General features: G+C 60.6%; 19 protein-coding genes. 4 read left to right on the plus strand and 15 right to left on the minus strand.

Translation table 11 applies throughout. The features are described 5' to 3' along the window. Nucleotides 1-118 precede the first annotated feature (118 nt). Both SB786_RS26500 and SB786_RS26505 read right to left on the minus strand, forming a co-directional pair. A complete protein-coding gene (locus SB786_RS26500) occupies nucleotides 119-439 on the minus strand; it encodes a pyrimidine/purine nucleoside phosphorylase (protein WP_006478890.1) in 321 nt (106 codons plus the stop codon). Nucleotides 440-616: 177 nt separating this feature from the next. Then, nucleotides 617-1519 (minus strand): LysR substrate-binding domain-containing protein, encoded by a 903-nt coding sequence (locus SB786_RS26505; RefSeq protein WP_410730062.1) that lies wholly within the window; start codon nucleotides 1517-1519, stop codon nucleotides 617-619. Nucleotides 1520-1699: 180 nt separating this feature from the next. Between SB786_RS26505 and SB786_RS26510 the strand changes: the two genes are divergently transcribed. The 3 genes from SB786_RS26510 to SB786_RS26520 all read left to right on the plus strand — a co-directional run bounded on the left by SB786_RS26510 (nucleotide 1700) and on the right by SB786_RS26520 (nucleotide 5036). After that, on the plus strand, nucleotides 1700-2893 hold the full coding sequence (locus SB786_RS26510) for a M20 aminoacylase family protein (RefSeq protein WP_410730063.1): 1194 nt from the start codon (nucleotides 1700-1702) through the stop codon (nucleotides 2891-2893). A gap of 43 nt (nucleotides 2894-2936) precedes the next feature. After that, entirely contained in the window at nucleotides 2937-4262 is a 1326-nt protein-coding gene (locus SB786_RS26515; RefSeq protein ID WP_410730064.1) for an MFS transporter, read from the plus strand. Nucleotides 4263-4493: 231 nt separating this feature from the next. Further along, entirely contained in the window at nucleotides 4494-5036 is a 543-nt protein-coding gene (locus SB786_RS26520) for a cysteine hydrolase family protein (RefSeq protein ID WP_410730065.1), read from the plus strand. A 101-nt stretch (nucleotides 5037-5137) separates the two neighbouring features. Here the strand turns inward: SB786_RS26520 and SB786_RS26525 are convergent, their stop codons facing one another. From SB786_RS26525 to SB786_RS26580, 12 genes are all read right to left on the minus strand, one after another. Then, nucleotides 5138-6283, minus strand: coding sequence for a hypothetical protein (locus tag SB786_RS26525; protein WP_410730066.1), 1146 nt, complete (start codon nucleotides 6281-6283; stop codon nucleotides 5138-5140). Then, entirely contained in the window at nucleotides 6283-7608 is a 1326-nt protein-coding gene (locus SB786_RS26530; protein ID WP_410730067.1) for a glycosyltransferase, read from the minus strand. Before SB786_RS26530 ends, SB786_RS26525 begins: the two co-directional genes overlap by 1 nt. A gap of 13 nt (nucleotides 7609-7621) precedes the next feature. Further along, nucleotides 7622-8122, minus strand: coding sequence for an AAA family ATPase (locus SB786_RS26535; protein ID WP_410730068.1), 501 nt, complete (start codon nucleotides 8120-8122; stop codon nucleotides 7622-7624). Between the two features lie 8 nt (nucleotides 8123-8130). Further along, on the minus strand, nucleotides 8131-8616 hold the full coding sequence (locus SB786_RS26540; protein ID WP_410730069.1) for an NUDIX domain-containing protein: 486 nt from the start codon (nucleotides 8614-8616) through the stop codon (nucleotides 8131-8133). After that, entirely contained in the window at nucleotides 8600-9130 is a 531-nt protein-coding gene (locus tag SB786_RS26545) for a hypothetical protein (RefSeq protein ID WP_410730070.1), read from the minus strand. Before SB786_RS26545 ends, SB786_RS26540 begins: the two co-directional genes overlap by 17 nt. Next, nucleotides 9127-10062, minus strand: a complete 936-nt coding sequence (locus SB786_RS26550; RefSeq protein WP_410730071.1) for a bis-aminopropyl spermidine synthase family protein — start codon at nucleotides 10060-10062, stop codon at nucleotides 9127-9129. Before SB786_RS26550 ends, SB786_RS26545 begins: the two co-directional genes overlap by 4 nt. Before the next feature lie 2 nt (nucleotides 10063-10064). Further along, nucleotides 10065-10709: an HAD family hydrolase gene (locus SB786_RS26555; protein WP_410730072.1), complete on the minus strand. Its 645-nt coding sequence runs from the start codon at nucleotides 10707-10709 to the stop codon at nucleotides 10065-10067. A gap of 9 nt (nucleotides 10710-10718) precedes the next feature. Next, the gene (locus tag SB786_RS26560) at nucleotides 10719-11783 is read right to left on the minus strand and encodes an NAD-dependent epimerase/dehydratase family protein (protein ID WP_410730073.1); all 1065 of its coding nucleotides are present in this window, start codon (nucleotides 11781-11783) and stop codon (nucleotides 10719-10721) included. 128 nt (nucleotides 11784-11911) lie between these two features. Further along, the gene (locus SB786_RS26565) at nucleotides 11912-12946 is read right to left on the minus strand and encodes a hypothetical protein (protein ID WP_410730074.1); all 1035 of its coding nucleotides are present in this window, start codon (nucleotides 12944-12946) and stop codon (nucleotides 11912-11914) included. A gap of 116 nt (nucleotides 12947-13062) precedes the next feature. Next, complete coding sequence (locus tag SB786_RS26570) at nucleotides 13063-13722, minus strand: HAD family hydrolase (protein ID WP_410730075.1); 660 nt, start codon at nucleotides 13720-13722, stop codon at nucleotides 13063-13065. A gap of 40 nt (nucleotides 13723-13762) precedes the next feature. Further along, nucleotides 13763-14224: an adenosylmethionine decarboxylase gene (speD, locus tag SB786_RS26575; protein WP_410730076.1), complete on the minus strand. Its 462-nt coding sequence runs from the start codon at nucleotides 14222-14224 to the stop codon at nucleotides 13763-13765. A gap of 192 nt (nucleotides 14225-14416) precedes the next feature. Further along, complete coding sequence (locus SB786_RS26580; RefSeq protein WP_410730132.1) at nucleotides 14417-15778, minus strand: efflux transporter outer membrane subunit; 1362 nt, start codon at nucleotides 15776-15778, stop codon at nucleotides 14417-14419. On the opposite strand from SB786_RS26580, the gene SB786_RS26585 reads away from it, so the two are divergent. Further along, entirely contained in the window at nucleotides 15720-15980 is a 261-nt protein-coding gene (locus tag SB786_RS26585) for a hypothetical protein (RefSeq protein WP_410730136.1), read from the plus strand. The genes SB786_RS26580 and SB786_RS26585 overlap by 59 nt on opposite strands. Before the next feature lie 77 nt (nucleotides 15981-16057). Here SB786_RS26585 and SB786_RS26590 read toward each other — a convergent pair whose 3' ends face one another. Continuing rightward, nucleotides 16058-18214: a peptidase domain-containing ABC transporter gene (locus SB786_RS26590; protein WP_410730077.1), complete on the minus strand. Its 2157-nt coding sequence runs from the start codon at nucleotides 18212-18214 to the stop codon at nucleotides 16058-16060. Nucleotides 18215-18217 lie beyond the last annotated feature (3 nt).

The following is an 18217-nucleotide window of genomic DNA, read 5'->3' on the forward strand; positions in this document are numbered from 1 at the left end:
CCGCCCGGTGCGGACCCGCATGCCGGGTGGTGTGGGAGGGGATCGGTCAGTTTATCTGACCGCCCCTATCCCGATTGACGCGTCGGCCGCGCATGCGCGGCAGCCGATGCCTGCACGCTTACAGGTAGCTGCAGACGTAGTCGAGCGTCTCGAGCACTTCGATGTCGAAGCGGCTCTTGCCCGGCACCGAGAACGATTCGCCGGCGCCATAGGTTTGCCACTCGCTGCTGCCGTCGAGCTTCACGCGGCACTTGCCGGCCTGCACTTCCATCAATTCGGGCGCGTCCGTGCCGAAGTTGAGCGCGCACGGCAGGATCACGCCGAGCGTCTTGCGCGTGCCGTCCGGAAAGAGCACGGTATGCGACACGCACTTGCCGTCGAAGTAGACGTTCGCGCGCTTGACGACCGATACGTTGTCGAATTGGGTTGCACTGGTCATGTGATGCCTCTGATTGCTGGATGCCGGATGGCGTGTTGTCGGAAGCCGGCCGGGGCGGCAGGCCGGCCGCTATGATACCGGCTCGCGGCGAGCGAGCCGCAAGCGGGCCCTGCCGGAGACGCCCGGCAGATAGTCAGGATCACTACTTGATGCGACGCACGCCCTCGCCTGCACCGCTCATCCGAGCCCTTTGCGTCGCGCGGAATCGCGCAGGCAGTCGAGCAGCATCGCCGCGGCCGGCGTGAGCGGGCTGTCGCGGCGCGTGACGACCTGCACGGATACACCCGGCAGCCGCTCGCGGATCGGCAGCACCGCGAGCTGGTCGCGCGCCCACTCGCCCTGCAGCAGTTGCTCGGGCATCGACGCGATCAGGTCGCAGCGCGTCATCAGGCTGTGCGCGAGCCCGAAGCTCGGGCATTCGACGACCCGCTGCGGCACCGATAGCCCATATGCGACGAACGAATTGAACAGCACCTGGGTCGAGCTTTCGGGAGACGGATTCATCAGCCAGTCGGCATCGACGAGATCGGCGAGCGACGTGGCCGACGCAAGCGGATGCCCCTTGCGCGCGACGATCAGCGATCGGCTCGCATAGAGTTCCGCGTGATCGAACTCGGCCGCCAGCAGTTCGGGCACGACGACGGCGACCGCGAAATCGAGCGAGCCGTCGTGCAGCCGCGGCAGCGCGACGCCCGGAAACCCTTCGATCAGATTGACGCGCGCGACCGGAAAGCGCCGCCGGAACGCGCGAAACGCATCGGGCAGGATCGTCACCGCCGCCGCCGGCGTGATCGCCGCCGCGACGGAGCCCGTCATCGCGCCCTGCGCCTGCTCGATGTCGTCGCGGGCGCGCTGCATTTCCGCGACGATCAACCGCGCGCGCACCTGCAATTGCTGGCCGAACGCGGTGAGCTGCACGCCCCGCGCCGTGCGCACCACGAGCGATACGCCGAGCGCGATCTCCAACTCCTTGACCGCCTTCGTCAGCGCCGCCGGCGACACGTTCAGGCACCGCGCGGCCGCGCGGATGCTCCCTTCTTCCGCAACGGTGACGAACGCTTTCAGCTGATGGTATTTCATGGGGCAATACGTGATCCGTGGAAACCCTGTGCGCCGCGACGCCTGCCGGCCAAGGGTATTCCCGAGCGGCAACCAGTGGTGTGCACCAAAGCAATTTAGCAGCTTCTGGTGCGCAAAAGAAGTTTATATGCTTGCTCGTCATAGGCGCGTCGAACGCCCACCGCCCCCACAGGAGACACCATGCTGCAAGCCGTGAACCCCGTCATCCCCGTCATCCCCGGCATCGCCGCGATCGCCCCCGACCTGATCGACGTGCGCCGCCGCATCCACGCACAGCCGGAACTCGCGTTCGAGGAAACGCTGACGAGCGATCTCGTCGCCGAGTTGCTTACCGGGTGGGGCTACGACGTGCATCGCGGCATCGGCAAGACCGGCGTCGTCGGCGTGCTGCGCGAAGGACAAGGCACGCGCACCGTCGGGCTGCGCGCCGACATGGATGCGTTGCCGCTCGCCGAAACCACCGGCCTGCCTTACGCGAGCCGCCATGCGAACAAGATGCACGCATGCGGCCACGACGGCCACACCGCGATGCTGCTGTGCGCGGCGCGTCACCTGGCAGCCACGCGCCAGTTCTCCGGCACGCTGAACCTGATCTTCCAGCCGGCCGAGGAGAACTTCGGCGGCGCGAAATCGATGATGGACGACGGCCTGTTCGACCGCTTCCCGTGCGACGCGATCTTCGCGATCCACAACATGCCGGGCCGCGCCGCCGGCGACATGGCGTTCCGCACCGGCGCCGCGATGGCGTCGGCCGACCGCGTGACGATCACGCTGCGCGGCGTCGGCGGTCACGGCGCGATGCCGCATTTCGCGCGCGACCCGATGTCGGCCGCGGGCAGCATCATGGTGGCGCTGCAGACGATCGTCGCGCGCGAGGTCGATGCGCAGCATGCGGCCGTGATCACGGTCGGCAGCGTGCAAGCCGGCGAGACCTTCAACATCATTCCCGAAACCGTCGTGATGAAGCTGTCGGTGCGCGCGCTGAACGCCGACGTGCGCGCGTTGCTCGCACGTCGCATCGAAGCGCTCGTGAAGGGCCAGGCGGAAAGCTTCGGCGTCGCGGCGGAAGTGGATTACGACTACGGCTATCCGGTGCTCGTCAACCATCCGGAACCGACCGCGTTCGCCGCCGACATCGCGCGCCGGATGCTCGGCGCCGAGCGCGTCGAAACCGACGCCGCGCCGCTGATGGGCAGCGAGGACTTCGCGTTCATGCTCGAGGCGCGCCCCGGCTGCTATGCCTTCATCGGCAACGGGATCGGCAGCAAGGGCGGCTGCATGGTGCACAACCCCGGCTACGACTTCAACGACGACATCCTCGCGATCGGCGCGAGTTACTGGGTTCGCGTCGCCGAAGCCTGGCTCGCGGCCTGACGGCCCTTCATCACGCAGTTCCGCGCCTTAGCAGGGGAACCCCATGGAAACGTCCGCCCTTTCGTTCGCCGGTTCGCCGGCCGATGCCCGCGCCGCCGCGAAGAAACGCCGCCTGATCGCGGCCGCCGCGGTCGGCAACGCGCTCGAGTTCTACGACTTCACCGTCTACAGCTTCTTCGCGATCCTGATCGGCAAGCTGTTCTTTCCGGTGCACTCGTCGTTCGGGCAGTTGATGCTCGCGGTCGCGAGCTTCGGCGTCGGCTTCGTCACGCGTCCGCTCGGCGGGCTCGTGATCGGCATGTACGCCGACCGCGCCGGCCGCAAGAAGGCGATGATCCTCACGCTGCTGCTGATGGCGCTCGGCACGGCGATGATCGCGGTCGCGCCGACCTTCGCGCAGATCGGCCTCGCCGCGCCGGTGCTGCTCGTGCTCGCGCGGCTGCTGCAGGGGTTCGCGTCGGGCGGCGAAGTCGGCGCGTCGACGACGCTGCTGCTCGAACAGGCGCCGCAGCACCGCCGCGGCTTCTACGCGTCGTTCCAGTTCTCGAGCCAGGGGCTCGCGGCGCTCGCGGGCGCGCTGACCGGCGTCGCGCTCACGTCGACGCTCGATGCCGCGCAGCTCGAAAGCTGGGGCTGGCGCGTGCCGTTCATCATCGGCACGCTGTTCGTGCCGCTCGGCTACTGGCTGCGCCGCACTGTCGAGGAAGTGCCGCCCGCCGCGCCCGCTGCCGCCGCCACGCACGACGAGCCGGTCGCGTCGCTGCCGCTCGCCGCCGTGCTGCGCCATCACGGCAAGGCCGTGTTCGCGGGCCTCGGCGTGACGATCGGCGGCACGTCGATCCACTACATCATCGTGTTCTACATGGCGATCTACGGCGTGCAGGTGCTGCACCTGCCGACCTGGCTGTCGATGACGGCCGGCTGCGTCGCCGGCGCGATCCTGATGCTCGTGACGCCGATCGGCGGCCACCTCTCCGATGTCTACGGACGCAACCGGATCGTCTGGTGGACGCGCATCGCGCTGATGGCCGCGATCTATCCGGCGTTCATCGCGCTGAACCGCTGGCCGGGCGCCGCGTCGCTGCTGTCGATCATCGCGGCGCTGTCGATCGTGCATGCGATCAACATCGGTGCGACGGGTGCGATGCTCGGCGAGTTGTTCCCGCGTGCGGTGCGTGCGACCGGCGGTGCGCTGGTGTATAGCGTCGGCGTCGCGATCTTCGGCGGCTTCGCGCAATTCTTCGTCACGTGGCTGATCGCGGCGACCGGGAATCCGAATGCGCCTGCGTGGTATGCGATCGGGTGTGGCGCGTTTACGCTGCTTGCGATCCGGTGCATGGATGAGAAGGCGGGGAAGGCGCTCGATTGAACGGGGGGTGGTGTGTGGCGCGTCGTTGACGCCGCGCCGGTGCATCGGGCATGATCGTTCAATGCATGACGCCACGATCACCCTTTTGACAACCACGCGCACGACCGCCTTCGGCGGGTCCGTGCGGCGAGTGCGCGCAAGATCGTAGCGTCACCGATTCCCACAGGCCCCGCCGGTTCCGGACGGGGTCTCGTCGTTTCTCCGTCTGCATCGGCCATTCAGGAGAACGCGATGTCCGCAGTCCCTTCCCCCAAACGTGCACTGGTCATCATCGACATGCAGGTCGGGCTGTTCCATGGCCCCGATCGTCCGCATGACGGCGAACGCGTGCTGGCCAACATCAACCGGCTGATTCGTCGCGCGCACGAAGCCGGTGCGCCCGTGTTCGCCGTGCGCCACACCGGGCCGGCCGGCTCGCCGATCGCGCCCGATGCGCCGCTGGCAGCGCTGCTGCCGGAGCTCGCGATCGATACGGCGTCCGACATCGTGTTCGACAAGACCCGGCCTAGTTGCTTCGCGGGCACGCGGCTCGCCGAGTGGCTGCACGCGGCCGGTATCGGAGAAATCGTGATTGCCGGGATGAAGACGCAGTACTGCGTCGATACCACGTGCCGTGCGGCCGCCGATCTCGGGTTTCGCGCGGTGCTCGTCGCCAATGCGCACACCTGCATGGACACGCCCGCGCTGCCGGCCGAGCGGATCGTCGCGCATCATAATGCGACACTCGGCGGGCCGTTCGCGGTGCTGACGACGACTGAGGTGTGCGGGTTTTGAGGCACAACACCTACCAAACCACCGGATTGTCGAAACCGGCCAAATTTCCACAAAGTTCGTAGGGATGTGATCTCAATCTACTCCATATAACTAACTTTAAATCAATGTTCTGAATACAAAATTAAATCGTTGATGAGATGACGCGCGATGGCAACGGGGTGTCCGTGGATCGAAAATGCAGGTAGCGTCCTTGTGGCAGCGTCGAGATCTACTAGCGCCTGTGCGTTGACACTCTCCATATCCTCTCCAATGAAATCGACCAACCCGTATCTGTGCGTATCGGAAATCGAGTCCCGCAACTGGCTCGATGCGAGTTCGAAAGCGCGCTCGAACGACAGCTGCTCAATCTGAAAGGATTCGTCCTCAGGCGTGATTTTCGGGAAGACGATCGCATCGATACTCTGTCGAACGCCCACGCGCCCCCCCAGCATCTCAGAGAACTCGGCTGGCGTCACCAGGCGCTTGCCTTTCCTTACGTACCCCTCCTCGTGCAGGAACACCTTCTCAGGCTGCGGCACAGAAACGGCGGCGCGAAGACAGTCGAGCGTGCCCGTGCCAACCGATATCCCGCCACCGGGCCAGCCAATCGCATCGACACCCGTGCCATCGTGCCGAATCAACGCGATATCCGAGCTGACAAACACGCCCTCATTGGCCATCGCCGACACCACGGCCGCCAGGGTGGTCTTTCCGGCGCCGCTATCCCCGACAAACAGAAACCCCCTCGATCCCGTGCCCGCTACGGATGCATGCAATGGGAAATAGCGCACCGACTGATGCGCGCGAAACGCGATTTCGCGGATCAGTCGAATACCGGGCTTCTGAAACTCGAGAACGCCCTCCTGAAAGCCGGGCGTGATAATACAGTACTGCCGTCGCGACGACGAGCGGATGATCAAATGTCGTATCCCGCCTCGCGACTCCAGCACCTCTCCGAATTCGTCCCGGTAGATCACCTCGTAAAAATTGTCCGGATGAAATTCGATGCGCTCGACCACCCGAAATTTCGACGCGATATCCAGCACCTTGAAAAACAGGTCATCTCCGTGGCAGTAAATCAATTCCGCGCCAACGAACGGAAATTCATTGCAATGAGGCGAACACGGAACGAAGAAATACTCCTTCAACGCATCGATGAATTCCGGACGCTCGCATTTCACGGCAACGCTCACCCCTGACGCATCCACATCGGCAACATGCGTGCAGCGCGCGGCCGCCGAGTTTACGGTTTCAAATATTTCAGACATCACACTCCCGCAGATTTCTTTGGCAAACCCATGACACTAGAACCACACAAACGAAGCGCCCCCCTCTTCGCAACCATCAGCCACGGGACGAGTGACTGCACCAGAGGATAGATTGCGAGGCACAGCAGGCCGCGCGGCGACCCGACCCGTAGAGACCTTCTGGTCCGAGGCAGGAAGACGAAAGGGAACGCGTACGATGAAGCGAGATACGCAAGATATGACAAGGCACAAGCACCGACGAGCCGGTAATCCATGCCGCAAGCTATCGCCGACCCTAAAATGACCGGCGCACGCAAGATCCAGACAACAAAGTGCGAGATGCGAAACAAGATGTATCCGATGCCAGCATTTCCACCCAGCATCCGTGAACCCAGCATTCGGAACATCTCCACATAAGAGGAGCACCAGAAAAGCTTCTGTTTGAAATCCGCGGTTGAACCCGGCGCCTGCTCAACGGACAAGAATGTATCCAGCAGCGCAACACGACAACCCGCCGCACAAAACATGCCCGAAGTCGACAAATCGTCAATCGCGCAACTTTCAACGAAGCCCCCCACCGCCTCTATCAGGGAATAGCGAATGACAACACCATTCGCCGTGTACCAAAAATATCCATTCAGCGTCAAATCGTCCTCATTGAGACGCTCTCTTCTTATGAATCTGGCGCGCTCGCGCGACAACATGAAATAGTTCTGCCATAGCGCGGCGGCGGCATCGTAATGGCTCCCGTTTGCGGCGGAAAGATAGATGGACTGAACCTGCGCGAGATCGGCGCGCGAACATTCCACGTGATCCGCCACGGCGCAGAAGAAGTTATCGTCCAAAATCGCGTCGACGTCCAGCAAAAGAACGAAGTCATTCGAAGCAAGACCGTGATTTCGGCGCAGGTAAGCGCAAGCGAAGTTGATTTGCCCAGAGCGTCTGGCTTCTCCCGAGTATCGGATGACATCGACTGTCGATGAAATCGCCGACGCCCCGGACGCGCCAAGGGCACGCATGGCGGCATCCCAAGTGTGCAGCCCTGATGTCGACGACGAATCACCGGCCTCGCTGTCGTTGCACACAACGACCATGCGCTCGACCAGCCCCGCATGCGATGCCAGGCGTTCGCAGATGTGAGCCAGATAATCGCCTATGTGGTTCTGTTCGTTCAGCGCCGGCGTGACAATGAACAGCCTCGCCCCCCCATTGCTTGCGCGGGGCGCCTTCGCATCTCGACTGATCCGATATGAAGTCTCCCGCGCCAGTCGAACCAGCCACGTGATATTCATCACGGTCCTGAGCCACAGCACGATCAACGGCACGTAAAGCGCGAGCGTATTCATTGTGGCGATCGCTTCAGCAAAGACCTATCGCGTGCATCGCTCTGATGCACGAAGACGTGTCGTGAACGGAAACGACTTTCCGGGAAAGCGCCGCGTCCCCGGACAGAAACTCGCCGAGGCGCTTGTCGAAGCCATACGAGAACTTGACCAAATGGACGGTATTCCAGAAGGTCTCCTTGGGCCGCTTGCCTGTCATCGATGACCGAATGAAGCGCTTGATCAAGCGTATCGCTCTCAAGCCGAACGAAACCTCCACCTTCAAGATCAATGAACACTCGACGAGCAGCGGATACATCCGCTTGTCATATGCACCTTCGACGAACCAGCTGTCCTCCTCGAGGATCTTTTCGATGGCAGCCGCCATCGACTCATCCGAGTTTTTCACGAACTCCGCCCCGCTCAAATCCCAATAGATATCGTCGAACTCGTACGTGGCGACATTGAACTTGCGCGCCAATTCCCCCGAGATCGTCGATTTCCCGGCTCCCGAAGGGCCTACGATGCAAACCTTCATGTCCGCTCTCAGTTTACGTCGCCCAAATAGATCGACGTGCTCGCGGTGAACTGCTTCTCCGCAATCAGGCTGCGCAGGGCGGCTGGAAACAGCGGTGCGTTCTTTACGTCTTCCAGCTTGACCCACTGCGCCCCAACCTGGTCTCGGTCCGCATTGATCTCCAGGTCGTCGAGGTTCGTGCCTTCCTCCGCCAAGGATGCAAGGAACATCAGTTCAATCTGGTGCGTATCGCCATCGAATTCCGAGAACTCGTGATTTGCGCCGATATATTCCCTGATGAATACCAGCTTGCCGGGCTCGATCCGGAATGTGGTCTCCTCGAGACATTCCCGCACCAGCGTCTCCGACAGCTTCTCGCCAAACAGCTGGCCGCCGCCCGGCAGCGTGTACCACTCGTCCGAATCCGACTTGTAGCGAGTCAACAGGAGATGATCCTGATGGATGACAATGGCCTTGGCCGACACACGAATATTCAGCTCACTTTTTTGATCCACGAACAACACTCCTGTAAAAAGGGGTCTTTGAATAAGGAACACAACGCACCGGGACGCCACTCAGCTCCAGCGCGCGCGCCGCACGGCGAAAGCCATGCCACCAGGCCTGCAGAAACGCCTGGGCGAACAATCCCGCGTCGCCGCGTTTCTCGAGCCCGATCGACGAAACATCGGGCGGGGACATGATCATGACCACGAGGTCAGGGGCAACGCGTTCACTCGCGTAAAACGCGCGCTGGATTTCGTGAAAGCTCGCCTCGTCGATCCGCTGAGTTGCAGCCATCTTGAATGCGACCGTCGAACAAAACGATCGATCCAGAATCGCACGTCCGAGATTTCTCGCGCGGCGAATCTTGTGCATGTCGTTCTTCACGAATGCGCCTTCGTCGTAGTCGGACCGATTCAGGCTCGGCAGGCAAAGTTCCTGCAAGAAGGGGACGTCATATCGCCTGCTGAGTCGCATGCCAAGCGTGGTCTTGCCGGTGCCCGGCAACCCGTCGATCGAAATTATCATGGCAAGCTCACGTCACTTCCGTTCGACAACCTGACCAAGCGAACCAGGCTTTCCGTGAATGCCAGTTCAAATCCGTCAGCCTGCGCCCGGACCCGCGAATGTTGTCCGCTCGCGCAGTACTGATTGAAGCGCGGAATCATGTCGGTCGCGATCATCCCGTACTTCAGCATGACATCGAAGAACACTCGGCTCACCGGAAGGTATTCCGGCTGGGCAAAGGTATACACGACACCTTCATCGCCGATCAGGGCGGAGGCATTTCTCAGAAAGGCATCGAGAACCGCCTTGGATGGGTCGCACCACACCACATCGGCATCTCCGTGCAAATGCGCAGGCAGCTCGTCGAAGGCGTTGTGCACGATGGTCTTCAAATTGCCCAAGCCGTATTTCTTTGCGCATGCCTCGACGCTGGACAGAAGCCGGGCATCGATGTCCATGACGAACACCTCCGTCTCCGGATAGAGATAGGCCGCAACCGCTCCCGTAAGATCGTCGTCCCCAAGAAAATAGAGTCGCTTGCCCTTCAACGTATCCCGCGTCGCGGCATACATGATGCGCCGCACGCTCGTATCCGGCGTCACGAAATTCTGATTGAAGCGATGATCGGGGCCGGAAGCCTCCTGGAAAAACGCCTCCAGGAATTTCAGCGCGCGTTCGTATGTTTCGAGATCTCCGATCAGTGGTGCGATGCCAACCTTGAGATGGTTTCGAACACCGGAATCCTCCACCAGCCCGAGCACGTCCGGCCGATCGTGAAGCTCGCGCCCGCCCGCGCCGTCGTTCTCTCGCAGATACTGGATGCCACGCTGAACCGCGGCATCGGTCATTCCGCCGAAAAACACCAGCTCGGAGCGCGTCAACGTCCCTCGGGACGTCACCAGTTGCTGGATCTTCGCCGCGGCGGCATTGGGAGGCAGTGGCATGTACGTCATGGTTATTCCTTTCTTCCTTTGCAACGACGCAATAGATATTCAGCGAGCGATCCATGCATCTCATCCGATCGCGCCCCGACCTCGAGCGCTTCGCTGACGTGTACCGTGTAACTTCCGCGCACCCTCGCTGCCTCGATGTTGCGTACGCAATCATCGACAAAGACCGAGTCGCACGGATCCGATTTCGTAATCGCGTAAAACGCGTCGAATGCCGCCGCGCTGGGCTTGTATCGATATCCGACATCCTCGATGCAAACGATGTCATCAAAAGCACCCGTCAGCTCAAACTTCCTCAGCACGTTGACGACATGAACCCTGGGTGCGTTGGAGAAAATGAATTTCTTCCGGAATCCCGACAGCGCGAGAAGATCCCCGAGGCTCGCATCCGGCGTATAGGAACTCAGATCGATGTCATGCGAGTAGCGAAGAAAATCATCGAACTCCGCTCGACGATCGTTCATGAATCCGATGGCAATCGAATTGAATCTCGATCGATAGCGTTCGATCAGCCCACACACCTCCACCTCGTCGCCTTGAAACCTCGTGCGGACGAACTGAACCATGCGATTTGAAATGACATCCATCAATCCCCACGATTCCGGATAGATCGTGTTATCGAGATCCAGGACAAGCGTGCTTCGGCTCATATCGCGGACTTACCTGCAGTCGTCCCAGACGACACCCTTCTGGTTCAAATAGTATTTGACGGTATGCTCGATGCCGATCTCCGGAGGCGTAAGCCCGTCGATATCCACGTCGAGATGATCCAGGGTCGCCAGATTGGCCGACACGACATTCCGAAGCGACCGGATCATCGAACTGGCCGTCACCGACAGCAGGATCGAATTTTTCTCCGTGGTCATGAGCCCATCGACAGCTGAGCTCAGGCGGTCCGCCCCCTCGTTCGAAAGGACGGCGTTGTCGTGCTCTCCCGGGCGCATGGGCAGATGCTTGATGTTGACTTTTGCCAGCCCCAGATCGGCAACGATATCCCGAACCAGAATCGCCGTTTCCAGGACCGTGCTCGGACGCTTCGAGCCGATTTCAAGACAATATTCTCTCGGACCATTCGTCATTACCGACGCAAGTTCAAGCGAGATGATGCGAGCAACGTCCCCCACGTAGACGATATCGGATACCTGCCCGCCGTTCCCGTACACCTCGATGTCCCGCCCCGTCAGCGCCCGGCAGATGAACGAAGGCATGATCTTCCTGACGCTGCTCGGACCGAACGGTGCCGCCACGGACTGGCCCGGCCCGTACGTGTTGACGATTCGCACATTCGAGATTCTCGTCGCCCGCTCATTGTTATACATATGGACGAATCGCTCCGTCATGTTCTTGGTAATGGAGTAGGCGTTGTTCATCCACCAGTTTCCAATGGTGATGTTGACGCCCGGCACGGAATAGTGCGCCGCCGCCTCCAGCAGGTTCATCCCGCCGACGGCATTAGTGTGTATCGCGGGCGCCGGATTCTTGATGGTCTCCTGCGTACCCAGCACGCCGGCCAGGTGAACGAATCCATCGACTTCGGACATCGCCTCATGTATCGCAGCCGCATCGGTGATCGATCCGTACACATACTCAATGTGGGGAGACACATCATTCGGCTGAGCCTTGATCTTCCGATCAAATATCGCCACCCTATGACCATCGTCCAGCAGCGCCTTGACGACGTGCCGCCCAATGAAGCCGTTGCCACCGGTAACAAGTATCTTCATGACAGAATTCGATTGATTGGAATGAATACGCAGAGATCCTGAACAGTCGTCAATCTCGACCGGTTGGCAATCCATGTCACCACAACCGGCGTCGAGATCGATACCCCATTCGTCGGCCCGATTTTTATTTATCCGATTCCGAGCTTTGCATGGACGGCCGACAGATTCATAAGAATTGCTTCCAGGTGTTCTCCATCTGGCTCGCCACCCGTCATCTTTCCTGCAAGCTCGCCAACGCGCGCGGCATTCAACCCCAATGCGCTCAAGCACAGCGCGTTCGCCAATGCAGGCGCGAGCTGCAACGTGGACGTACTCGATCTCACGAGTACGTCGGAGCCTTGTCCGGCGACCAGCAAGGGGGTACGCAACGCCGGGCGCCGTGTCATGCATGCCTCGATATCGCCCGCCAGCAGATGCTCGAAACTGAACGCACTGAAGGCCGCGAGGTACTGGCACATCGCGGAATAGGCAAATATCTGCTCGAGAAACGTATTCAGATATTCCGTCCCTGGCAGCGGGCGACCGGAAAGCAGCGAACTCACGGGTTCACGCATTGGACCCAGCACGCTGCCAACCATGCCTCTTCGAGCGCGCGCGACTCTCCACTTGTCGCGGAAGTAGGTGTCTCCGATCGAGGTCAACAGTGCGTCGACACTGCACTCGAGATAACCTCTGGCGCGGATTCTCAGATCATCTTCATGCAGGGCCTCGTGAATCCCGCCGACCAGATCGGAAAAACTCTTCAACAAGGCCGCTCTTTGAAACGCCACCAGGTCATCCATGAAGTCCTGGCGTCTGGCGACCTCCATTTCCGCCCTGTACCGGTCCTCACCGAAGATCGGTTTCGAGAACAGGAGGCGCCGTCGCGAATCCAGTTGGCGAAAGAAGGTGGGGCCCGTGCATCCTTGACGCGTCAAACTCACGACGTCCCGGAATTCCTCGCGACTGTAGATCGTGACCTCCACGCGCCGGTTATCCACGATGAATTGCCTCGTACGGATCGTTCTTTCGTCGGCATGCACCAACACCAGATCGATGTCCGAAGTACAAACCGCAAAACCCTCCGCGGCCGACCCGCCAACAAGGACGAAAAGCGCGGTCTGACGACTCTCCACGCAATGTCGCAATAGCTCGGCCAATGCCTGATTTATAACGTGATCCAAAGACTGTATCGACATGGCTTCTTGCCCGGTTCCTCACAAAAATCCCGTCCCGGACGGGGTTTCAACAACTCTCAAACTTTCATGCGCCCCACGACACTTCGAGCGGCGCATACGCCTCACATCCGCTCCACCGCCTCGATGAGCTGGTGGATATCGGCGCGAATTTGATGAAATGTGTGCCTTGCAACCACATCGTGGCGTTGGATCAACGGCTCACGCGCACGCGTACAGACATTGGCCGCGATGAAATGTGAGTTCGCGGCCTCCGCACATGCCAGATCGGCAACGGTGTTTCCGACATAAATGATCTGCTCGGCGCCAAGTTCGTCCTGTACCTTCCTCAACCCGTGTGGATCGGGTTTCAGCGGAGACTCGTGCCGGCAGACCGATGCATCGAAGTGCACTTCGGGCAACAGCCGGCTCACCTGAGCCGACCATGAGGCACGATCCCGTCCCGTGACGATGCCGAGGGGGACACCCGCATCGCCCAGTTCACGAAGCAGTTCCCGCGCGCCGTCGAAGAGTGCCGCTTCCCTGTCGAGTCTCTTGAACGTCTCCCCGATCTCGCTGATGATTTCGCGCCGCTGATCCACCGGAATCCGGATAGACCGCAAGAGCAAACCCTCCGGACGCGCCCGGTACATGATCGGCGCCACATCGTCCAACAGTGCCGCTGCCCCCCGCTGGCCGAATACGTATTCGATTACGGCGTCGATCAGGAAATCCGTGTCGGCAAGCGTGCCGTCCCAGTCGAATACAACTGATATCTTTTTCATCTGCTGTTGGTCGTCCCTGCGAAATGGAAAGGCGTGCGCTTCATCCGATTCGGCCCGCACTGAAGTCAACGTGAGCGTCCGCGTCAAAGGCACGGGCCTGACTCAGCTTGGCGCCTTCCAGTACGAATTCTTCCGATTCGTATTCGCGATCGCTGATCTTTTTCCCCCGCGAAAGACAGCGCAGGTGAACGTTGTTCGCCTTCAGGAACCGCGCGAGAAACGTGATGGCCTTGTGTGGTCGGGTCGAAGGGCCACATGTGTAGACGTCCACGGCGGCATAGCCTTCCTCCGGCCATGTATGAACCGATAGATGGGACTCGGCCAGAAAGACCAGGATGCTCACGCCGACAGGGCTGAATCGGTGGCGATTGACGGACAAGACGGTGGCCCGGCTATGCAGCGCTGCTTGCTTGCACGCATCCTCGACGCGAACCGCGTCGGAGAGGCGGGAGAAGTCGCAATCGCTCAGCTCAGCGATGATGTGTACGCCAGCGGTATTCAATTTCCGATTCCTGTCGATATAATTGTCATTCCACCGGCATCCGCGATACCGGGCGGCTCGTCATTCCCGTGATCCCGCTGGTGCAGCAAGTCGTGCGGTATTTCCTCGCGGAATCGACGAATCCAGTCCGCCGAACTCCGTCTCATCCGACGGAAATTTCGTGTCTTCATGATGATTTGGGCGCGTTTCCCGTCATGGCTTCAAGGTATCGCCGCCCACCGCCTGATAGAGCGTGACGAAGTTCTGCAACTGACTCAGGCGAGTCTGCGCCAACTGGAGTTCAGCGGTGCGGTGCAGTTCCTGCGCATCGAGCCACATGCGCAGCGCGACTGCGCCCGTCCGGTAACGAATCTCATAGAGGTGCTCGGCCTCTCGCGCGGCGGTCAGGTTCCGCGCCCGAAGCTCGGCTTGCTCTGCCAGGCGAATTCGCGCCGACAGCGCGTCTTCCACGTCCGCGAAAGCCCGATAGAGCGCCTGGCGAAATCCGATGACCGCCGACTCGTACTCGACCTGCGCGACGCTCGTGTCAAGGCGCATTGCCTTGAGATCGAGAAATGGCAGGTTCAATCCAGCGCCGAGGATCGCCACGGGGTTCGCCAGCAAATTGCCGAGCGAGGTGCTGCTCGCTCCCACCGCGCTGGTCAATGACAGCGTCGGGTAATAGCTGGTGCGGACCACATCGACGTTGGCGAGGCTCTGACGCAACCGGAGTTCGGCGGCGCGCATATCGGGCCGCCGCCCCAGAAGATCCGCCGGCAGCCCGTCATCCACTACCGGCAACGCGCCTGTCGGCAACGCGGGCGGCTCCTGCCCGAGCACCTCCTCCAGCACATTGCTGCCTGGCGCCGCGTCGAACACGATCGCCAGAGCGTTGCGCGTTTCAACCTGGGTTTGTCGCAACTGCGACAGACTGCTCTTTTGCGTCAGGACAGTTTGCTCCGCTTCCCGTCGCTCGAGCGCCGATACAATGCCCGCGAGATTCTGGGCATGTACGAGTTGTTGCGTGCGCAACGCCGTCGCCAAGCTCTGCTCTTCGGAGGCAAGCCGCTGATTGAGGTACGCCAGTCTCCAGTAGAGATCTGCCGTGGTCCCGATCACGTTGAGGCGCACGGTTTCGCGGTCCGCCTCGGACGCCTGGAGCGCCCATTGAGCGATGTTCTGCTGCTGTGCGAGTCGTCCCCACAAATCGATCGTGTAATTCATGGTCCCGCGCAATACGCCGCTGTTGTTCCAGGCCGTCGCGCCGCTGTCCAGGCGAAAGTCGCGCCGGACATTGATGCCAGCCTCGGGCCCGAACTGGAGTGGGTCGCCCGCGAGTCCGGCGCGCAGCTGGGCCTTCCGGACATTCAGCGCAGCGGTGGCAAGATCGTTGTTGCGCGACAGCGCAGCGGCAATGAGCCGATTGAGTTGGTCATCGCCAAAGCGCGTCCACCATGGCGCAGTATCCGTACGCGAATGCGCGTCCACGGCGCTCTCACGGGTCCAGCGAGCCGGTATGTCGACCGCCGGGCGTTCGTACACACTGCTCGCGCAACCGGTCAGCACGACACTCACCGAGATCAATGCGCCAACGACGCAATGCCTCGGCCGCGAGCTGGCGATCTGTCCGGAACAAACGACCGGGTCGCGACGAGGCCTGCCAGGAATCGACATGTTTCTCATGTCATTCCTTGCGAAGCAGATCTTTATTTGGAGACAGCACGATCATGCGCAGACCCTGATCGCAAACCACGATTTCGACATCACGCCACCTTGAAGAGAGATACTGCACACACGAAGACAGCCGGCCCGCACGAACACCAACCGAACAACTGCCTGCCATCACGAGCCCGGCTATACCGAAGATCCATTGATGGCCTCAAGCAATGTCATAGCCTCCGCTGGCGTAAGGATCGAATCGATCTTTCCGTTCTTCATCCGCATGATCCTGTCCGCGGACAGGACCGTCTCCGGACGGTGGGCAATGATGACGCGCGTGATCTTCAGTGACTTGATCGCCCGATTCACTGCCTTCTCGTTCGACACGTCCAGATGACTGGTCGCCTCATCCAGCAACAGAATCTTCGGACGCTTGTAAAGCGCCCGCGCCAGCAAAACGCGCTGCTTCTGACCGCCAGACAGAACCGCGCCCATGTCGCCCACGAGAGTCGCGTACTTCATCGGCATGGCTTCGATTTCATCCTCGATGTTGGCCATTGCCGCGCACTTGGCGATCCACTCATGATCCGGACGCGCATCGAATCCCGAGATGTTTTCCGCGATGGATCCGCCAAACAGGATGTCATCCTGCAGCACGGTTCCGAATACGCTGCGGACCTTCTCCACGCTCATCGACTCGACGTCCTCCCCCCCAATGAGGACTCTCCCCTTGGCCCCCTGATAGATGCCGAGAATGACGTTGAAGATCGTCGACTTGCCACATCCCGAAGGCCCGATGATGGCCACCGATTCGCCTTCCTCGACCTTGAAGTTCAATCCGTCGATCACGTTTCGTTCGAATAGCGAATACTGGAAGCACAGGTCCTTGCACTCGAGGCTGCCAGACAACCTGGCGATATCGCATTCGAGGTTACCGCGCGTTTCCTCCGGCCTTGAAAGCACGATGTCGCCGAGGCGGTCAGCCTGGAGCTGCATGTTCTGAATGACAAACACGTTGTCAATGAGCGCGACCACGCGGCTTTCGAACAGCAGCTTGTAGCCGAGGAAGGCAATCAGTGCACCCACCGTGTATTCCCGATCGATGACCCGGACCGCACCGCACCAGACCACCACGATGTTCTGGACGTCAAAGATCAAGGTCCTGGCGAACTTCAGCCAGACGTCGATTTTCAGCGTCTGGATCTTGGCATTCGTTTGATTGACGAACAGCGAGATCCAGCTGAGCCGGCGTTCCGCTTGCTGGCCATAGAGCTTGACCTGCCGGATGCCACGAATGGTCTCGAGCAGGTAGGAGCTCTGCTTCGACCCATGGACGATCTCATTTCTCGATGCACCCAGAATCGAGGCGTTGAGCAGCCAGCGCACCGCGATGTACAGCAGCGCGCTGACCAGAACCAGGGTGCCCAGCAACGGCTGGTAAATGAACAGCACGAGCAGGATGACGATGGAGAATGCGCCATCAAGCACCGATTCGACGAATGACGTGGTCAGCATTCGCTGAATGAAGTCAATGGCGCCGAATCGGGATAGCACGTCGCCCATGTGCCGCTTCTCGTAGTATTCGAGCGGCAAGGCGAGCATGTGCTCCAGGACATTGTCTTTCCACTGAACGTTCAGGCTGGTGCTCAGATACATCAGGAACCAGCTGCGCACCGAGCCGATGAAGTTCTTGAGCAGATAGACCATCCCAAAGCCTGTCGCGAGCGCGGCGATGACATACTGATCGTTTGTGCCGATCGCACTGTCAATGACCAGCTGAATGTAATAGGGCGAAAGTGCCACGAGAAATTCCAGCCCGATCGCCAAAAACAGGATCGTGACGAGCGCCCTCATTCGCCCCCGCAGATTGCCGATCAGATGACTCAGGGGAATGTTCTTCTGCGGCTCGACGACGATGAAATCCGGATCTGGCCATACCTCGATGGCCACCCCGGTGAACGCTCGGGACAAGTCCCCCAGCTCGATTTTTCTCTCGCCGTATGCAGGATCGACGATGATGGCGTGCTCGGCGCCGATTTTCTTCAGCACGACAAAATGATTGAAGTTCCAGTGCAGGATGCACGGGAGCTTGATCTGCTCGAGACCAGCAATTTCGGTACGGATCGGCCGGCTCGACAAGCCGTTGTGCTTGCACACGCGGAGCAGCGATCCAAGCGAGATCCCCTTCAGCGACACGGAAAACTTGAGCCGGAGGTCGCGCAGCGTCACGTGATGGCCATGGTAATTGGCCAGCATTGCCACGCACGCGAGACCACATTCCGTCGACTCGGTCTGCAGGACCGTCGGGAATCGGGTACCGAATATACGTTCGAAGTATGCCTTCTTTTCCATTGC

The organism is Burkholderia sp. SIMBA_062 (assembly GCF_046534765.1).
In the GTDB taxonomy this organism is placed as follows: Bacteria; Pseudomonadota; Gammaproteobacteria; order Burkholderiales; family Burkholderiaceae; genus Burkholderia; species Burkholderia ambifaria.

Excerpts from the sequence above, each read along its gene's own strand:
- SB786_RS26550 (WP_410730071.1), bottom strand. The coding sequence starts at position 10,062 with ATGACGTACATGCCACTGCCTCCCAATGCCGCCGCGGCGAAGATCCAG.
- SB786_RS26545 (WP_410730070.1), bottom strand. The coding sequence starts at position 9,130 with ATGATAATTTCGATCGACGGGTTGCCGGGCACCGGCAAGACCACGCTT.
- SB786_RS26555 (WP_410730072.1), bottom strand. The coding sequence starts at position 10,709 with ATGAGCCGAAGCACGCTTGTCCTGGATCTCGATAACACGATCTATCCG.
- SB786_RS26560 (WP_410730073.1), bottom strand. The coding sequence starts at position 11,783 with ATGAAGATACTTGTTACCGGTGGCAACGGCTTCATTGGGCGGCACGTC.
- SB786_RS26500 (WP_006478890.1), bottom strand. The coding sequence starts at position 439 with ATGACCAGTGCAACCCAATTCGACAACGTATCGGTCGTCAAGCGCGCG.
- SB786_RS26535 (WP_410730068.1), bottom strand. The coding sequence starts at position 8,122 with ATGAAGGTTTGCATCGTAGGCCCTTCGGGAGCCGGGAAATCGACGATC.
- SB786_RS26525 (WP_410730066.1), bottom strand. The coding sequence starts at position 6,283 with ATGTCTGAAATATTTGAAACCGTAAACTCGGCGGCCGCGCGCTGCACG.
- SB786_RS26585 (WP_410730136.1), top strand. The coding sequence starts at position 15,720 with ATGTCGACCGCCGGGCGTTCGTACACACTGCTCGCGCAACCGGTCAGC.
- SB786_RS26570 (WP_410730075.1), bottom strand. The coding sequence starts at position 13,722 with ATGAAAAAGATATCAGTTGTATTCGACTGGGACGGCACGCTTGCCGAC.
- SB786_RS26530 (WP_410730067.1), bottom strand. The coding sequence starts at position 7,608 with ATGAATACGCTCGCGCTTTACGTGCCGTTGATCGTGCTGTGGCTCAGG.
- SB786_RS26590 (WP_410730077.1), bottom strand. The coding sequence starts at position 18,214 with ATGGAAAAGAAGGCATACTTCGAACGTATATTCGGTACCCGATTCCCG.
- SB786_RS26515 (WP_410730064.1), top strand. The coding sequence starts at position 2,937 with ATGGAAACGTCCGCCCTTTCGTTCGCCGGTTCGCCGGCCGATGCCCGC.
- SB786_RS26510 (WP_410730063.1), top strand. The coding sequence starts at position 1,700 with ATGCTGCAAGCCGTGAACCCCGTCATCCCCGTCATCCCCGGCATCGCC.
- SB786_RS26505 (WP_410730062.1), bottom strand. The coding sequence starts at position 1,519 with ATGAAATACCATCAGCTGAAAGCGTTCGTCACCGTTGCGGAAGAAGGG.
- SB786_RS26520 (WP_410730065.1), top strand. The coding sequence starts at position 4,494 with ATGTCCGCAGTCCCTTCCCCCAAACGTGCACTGGTCATCATCGACATG.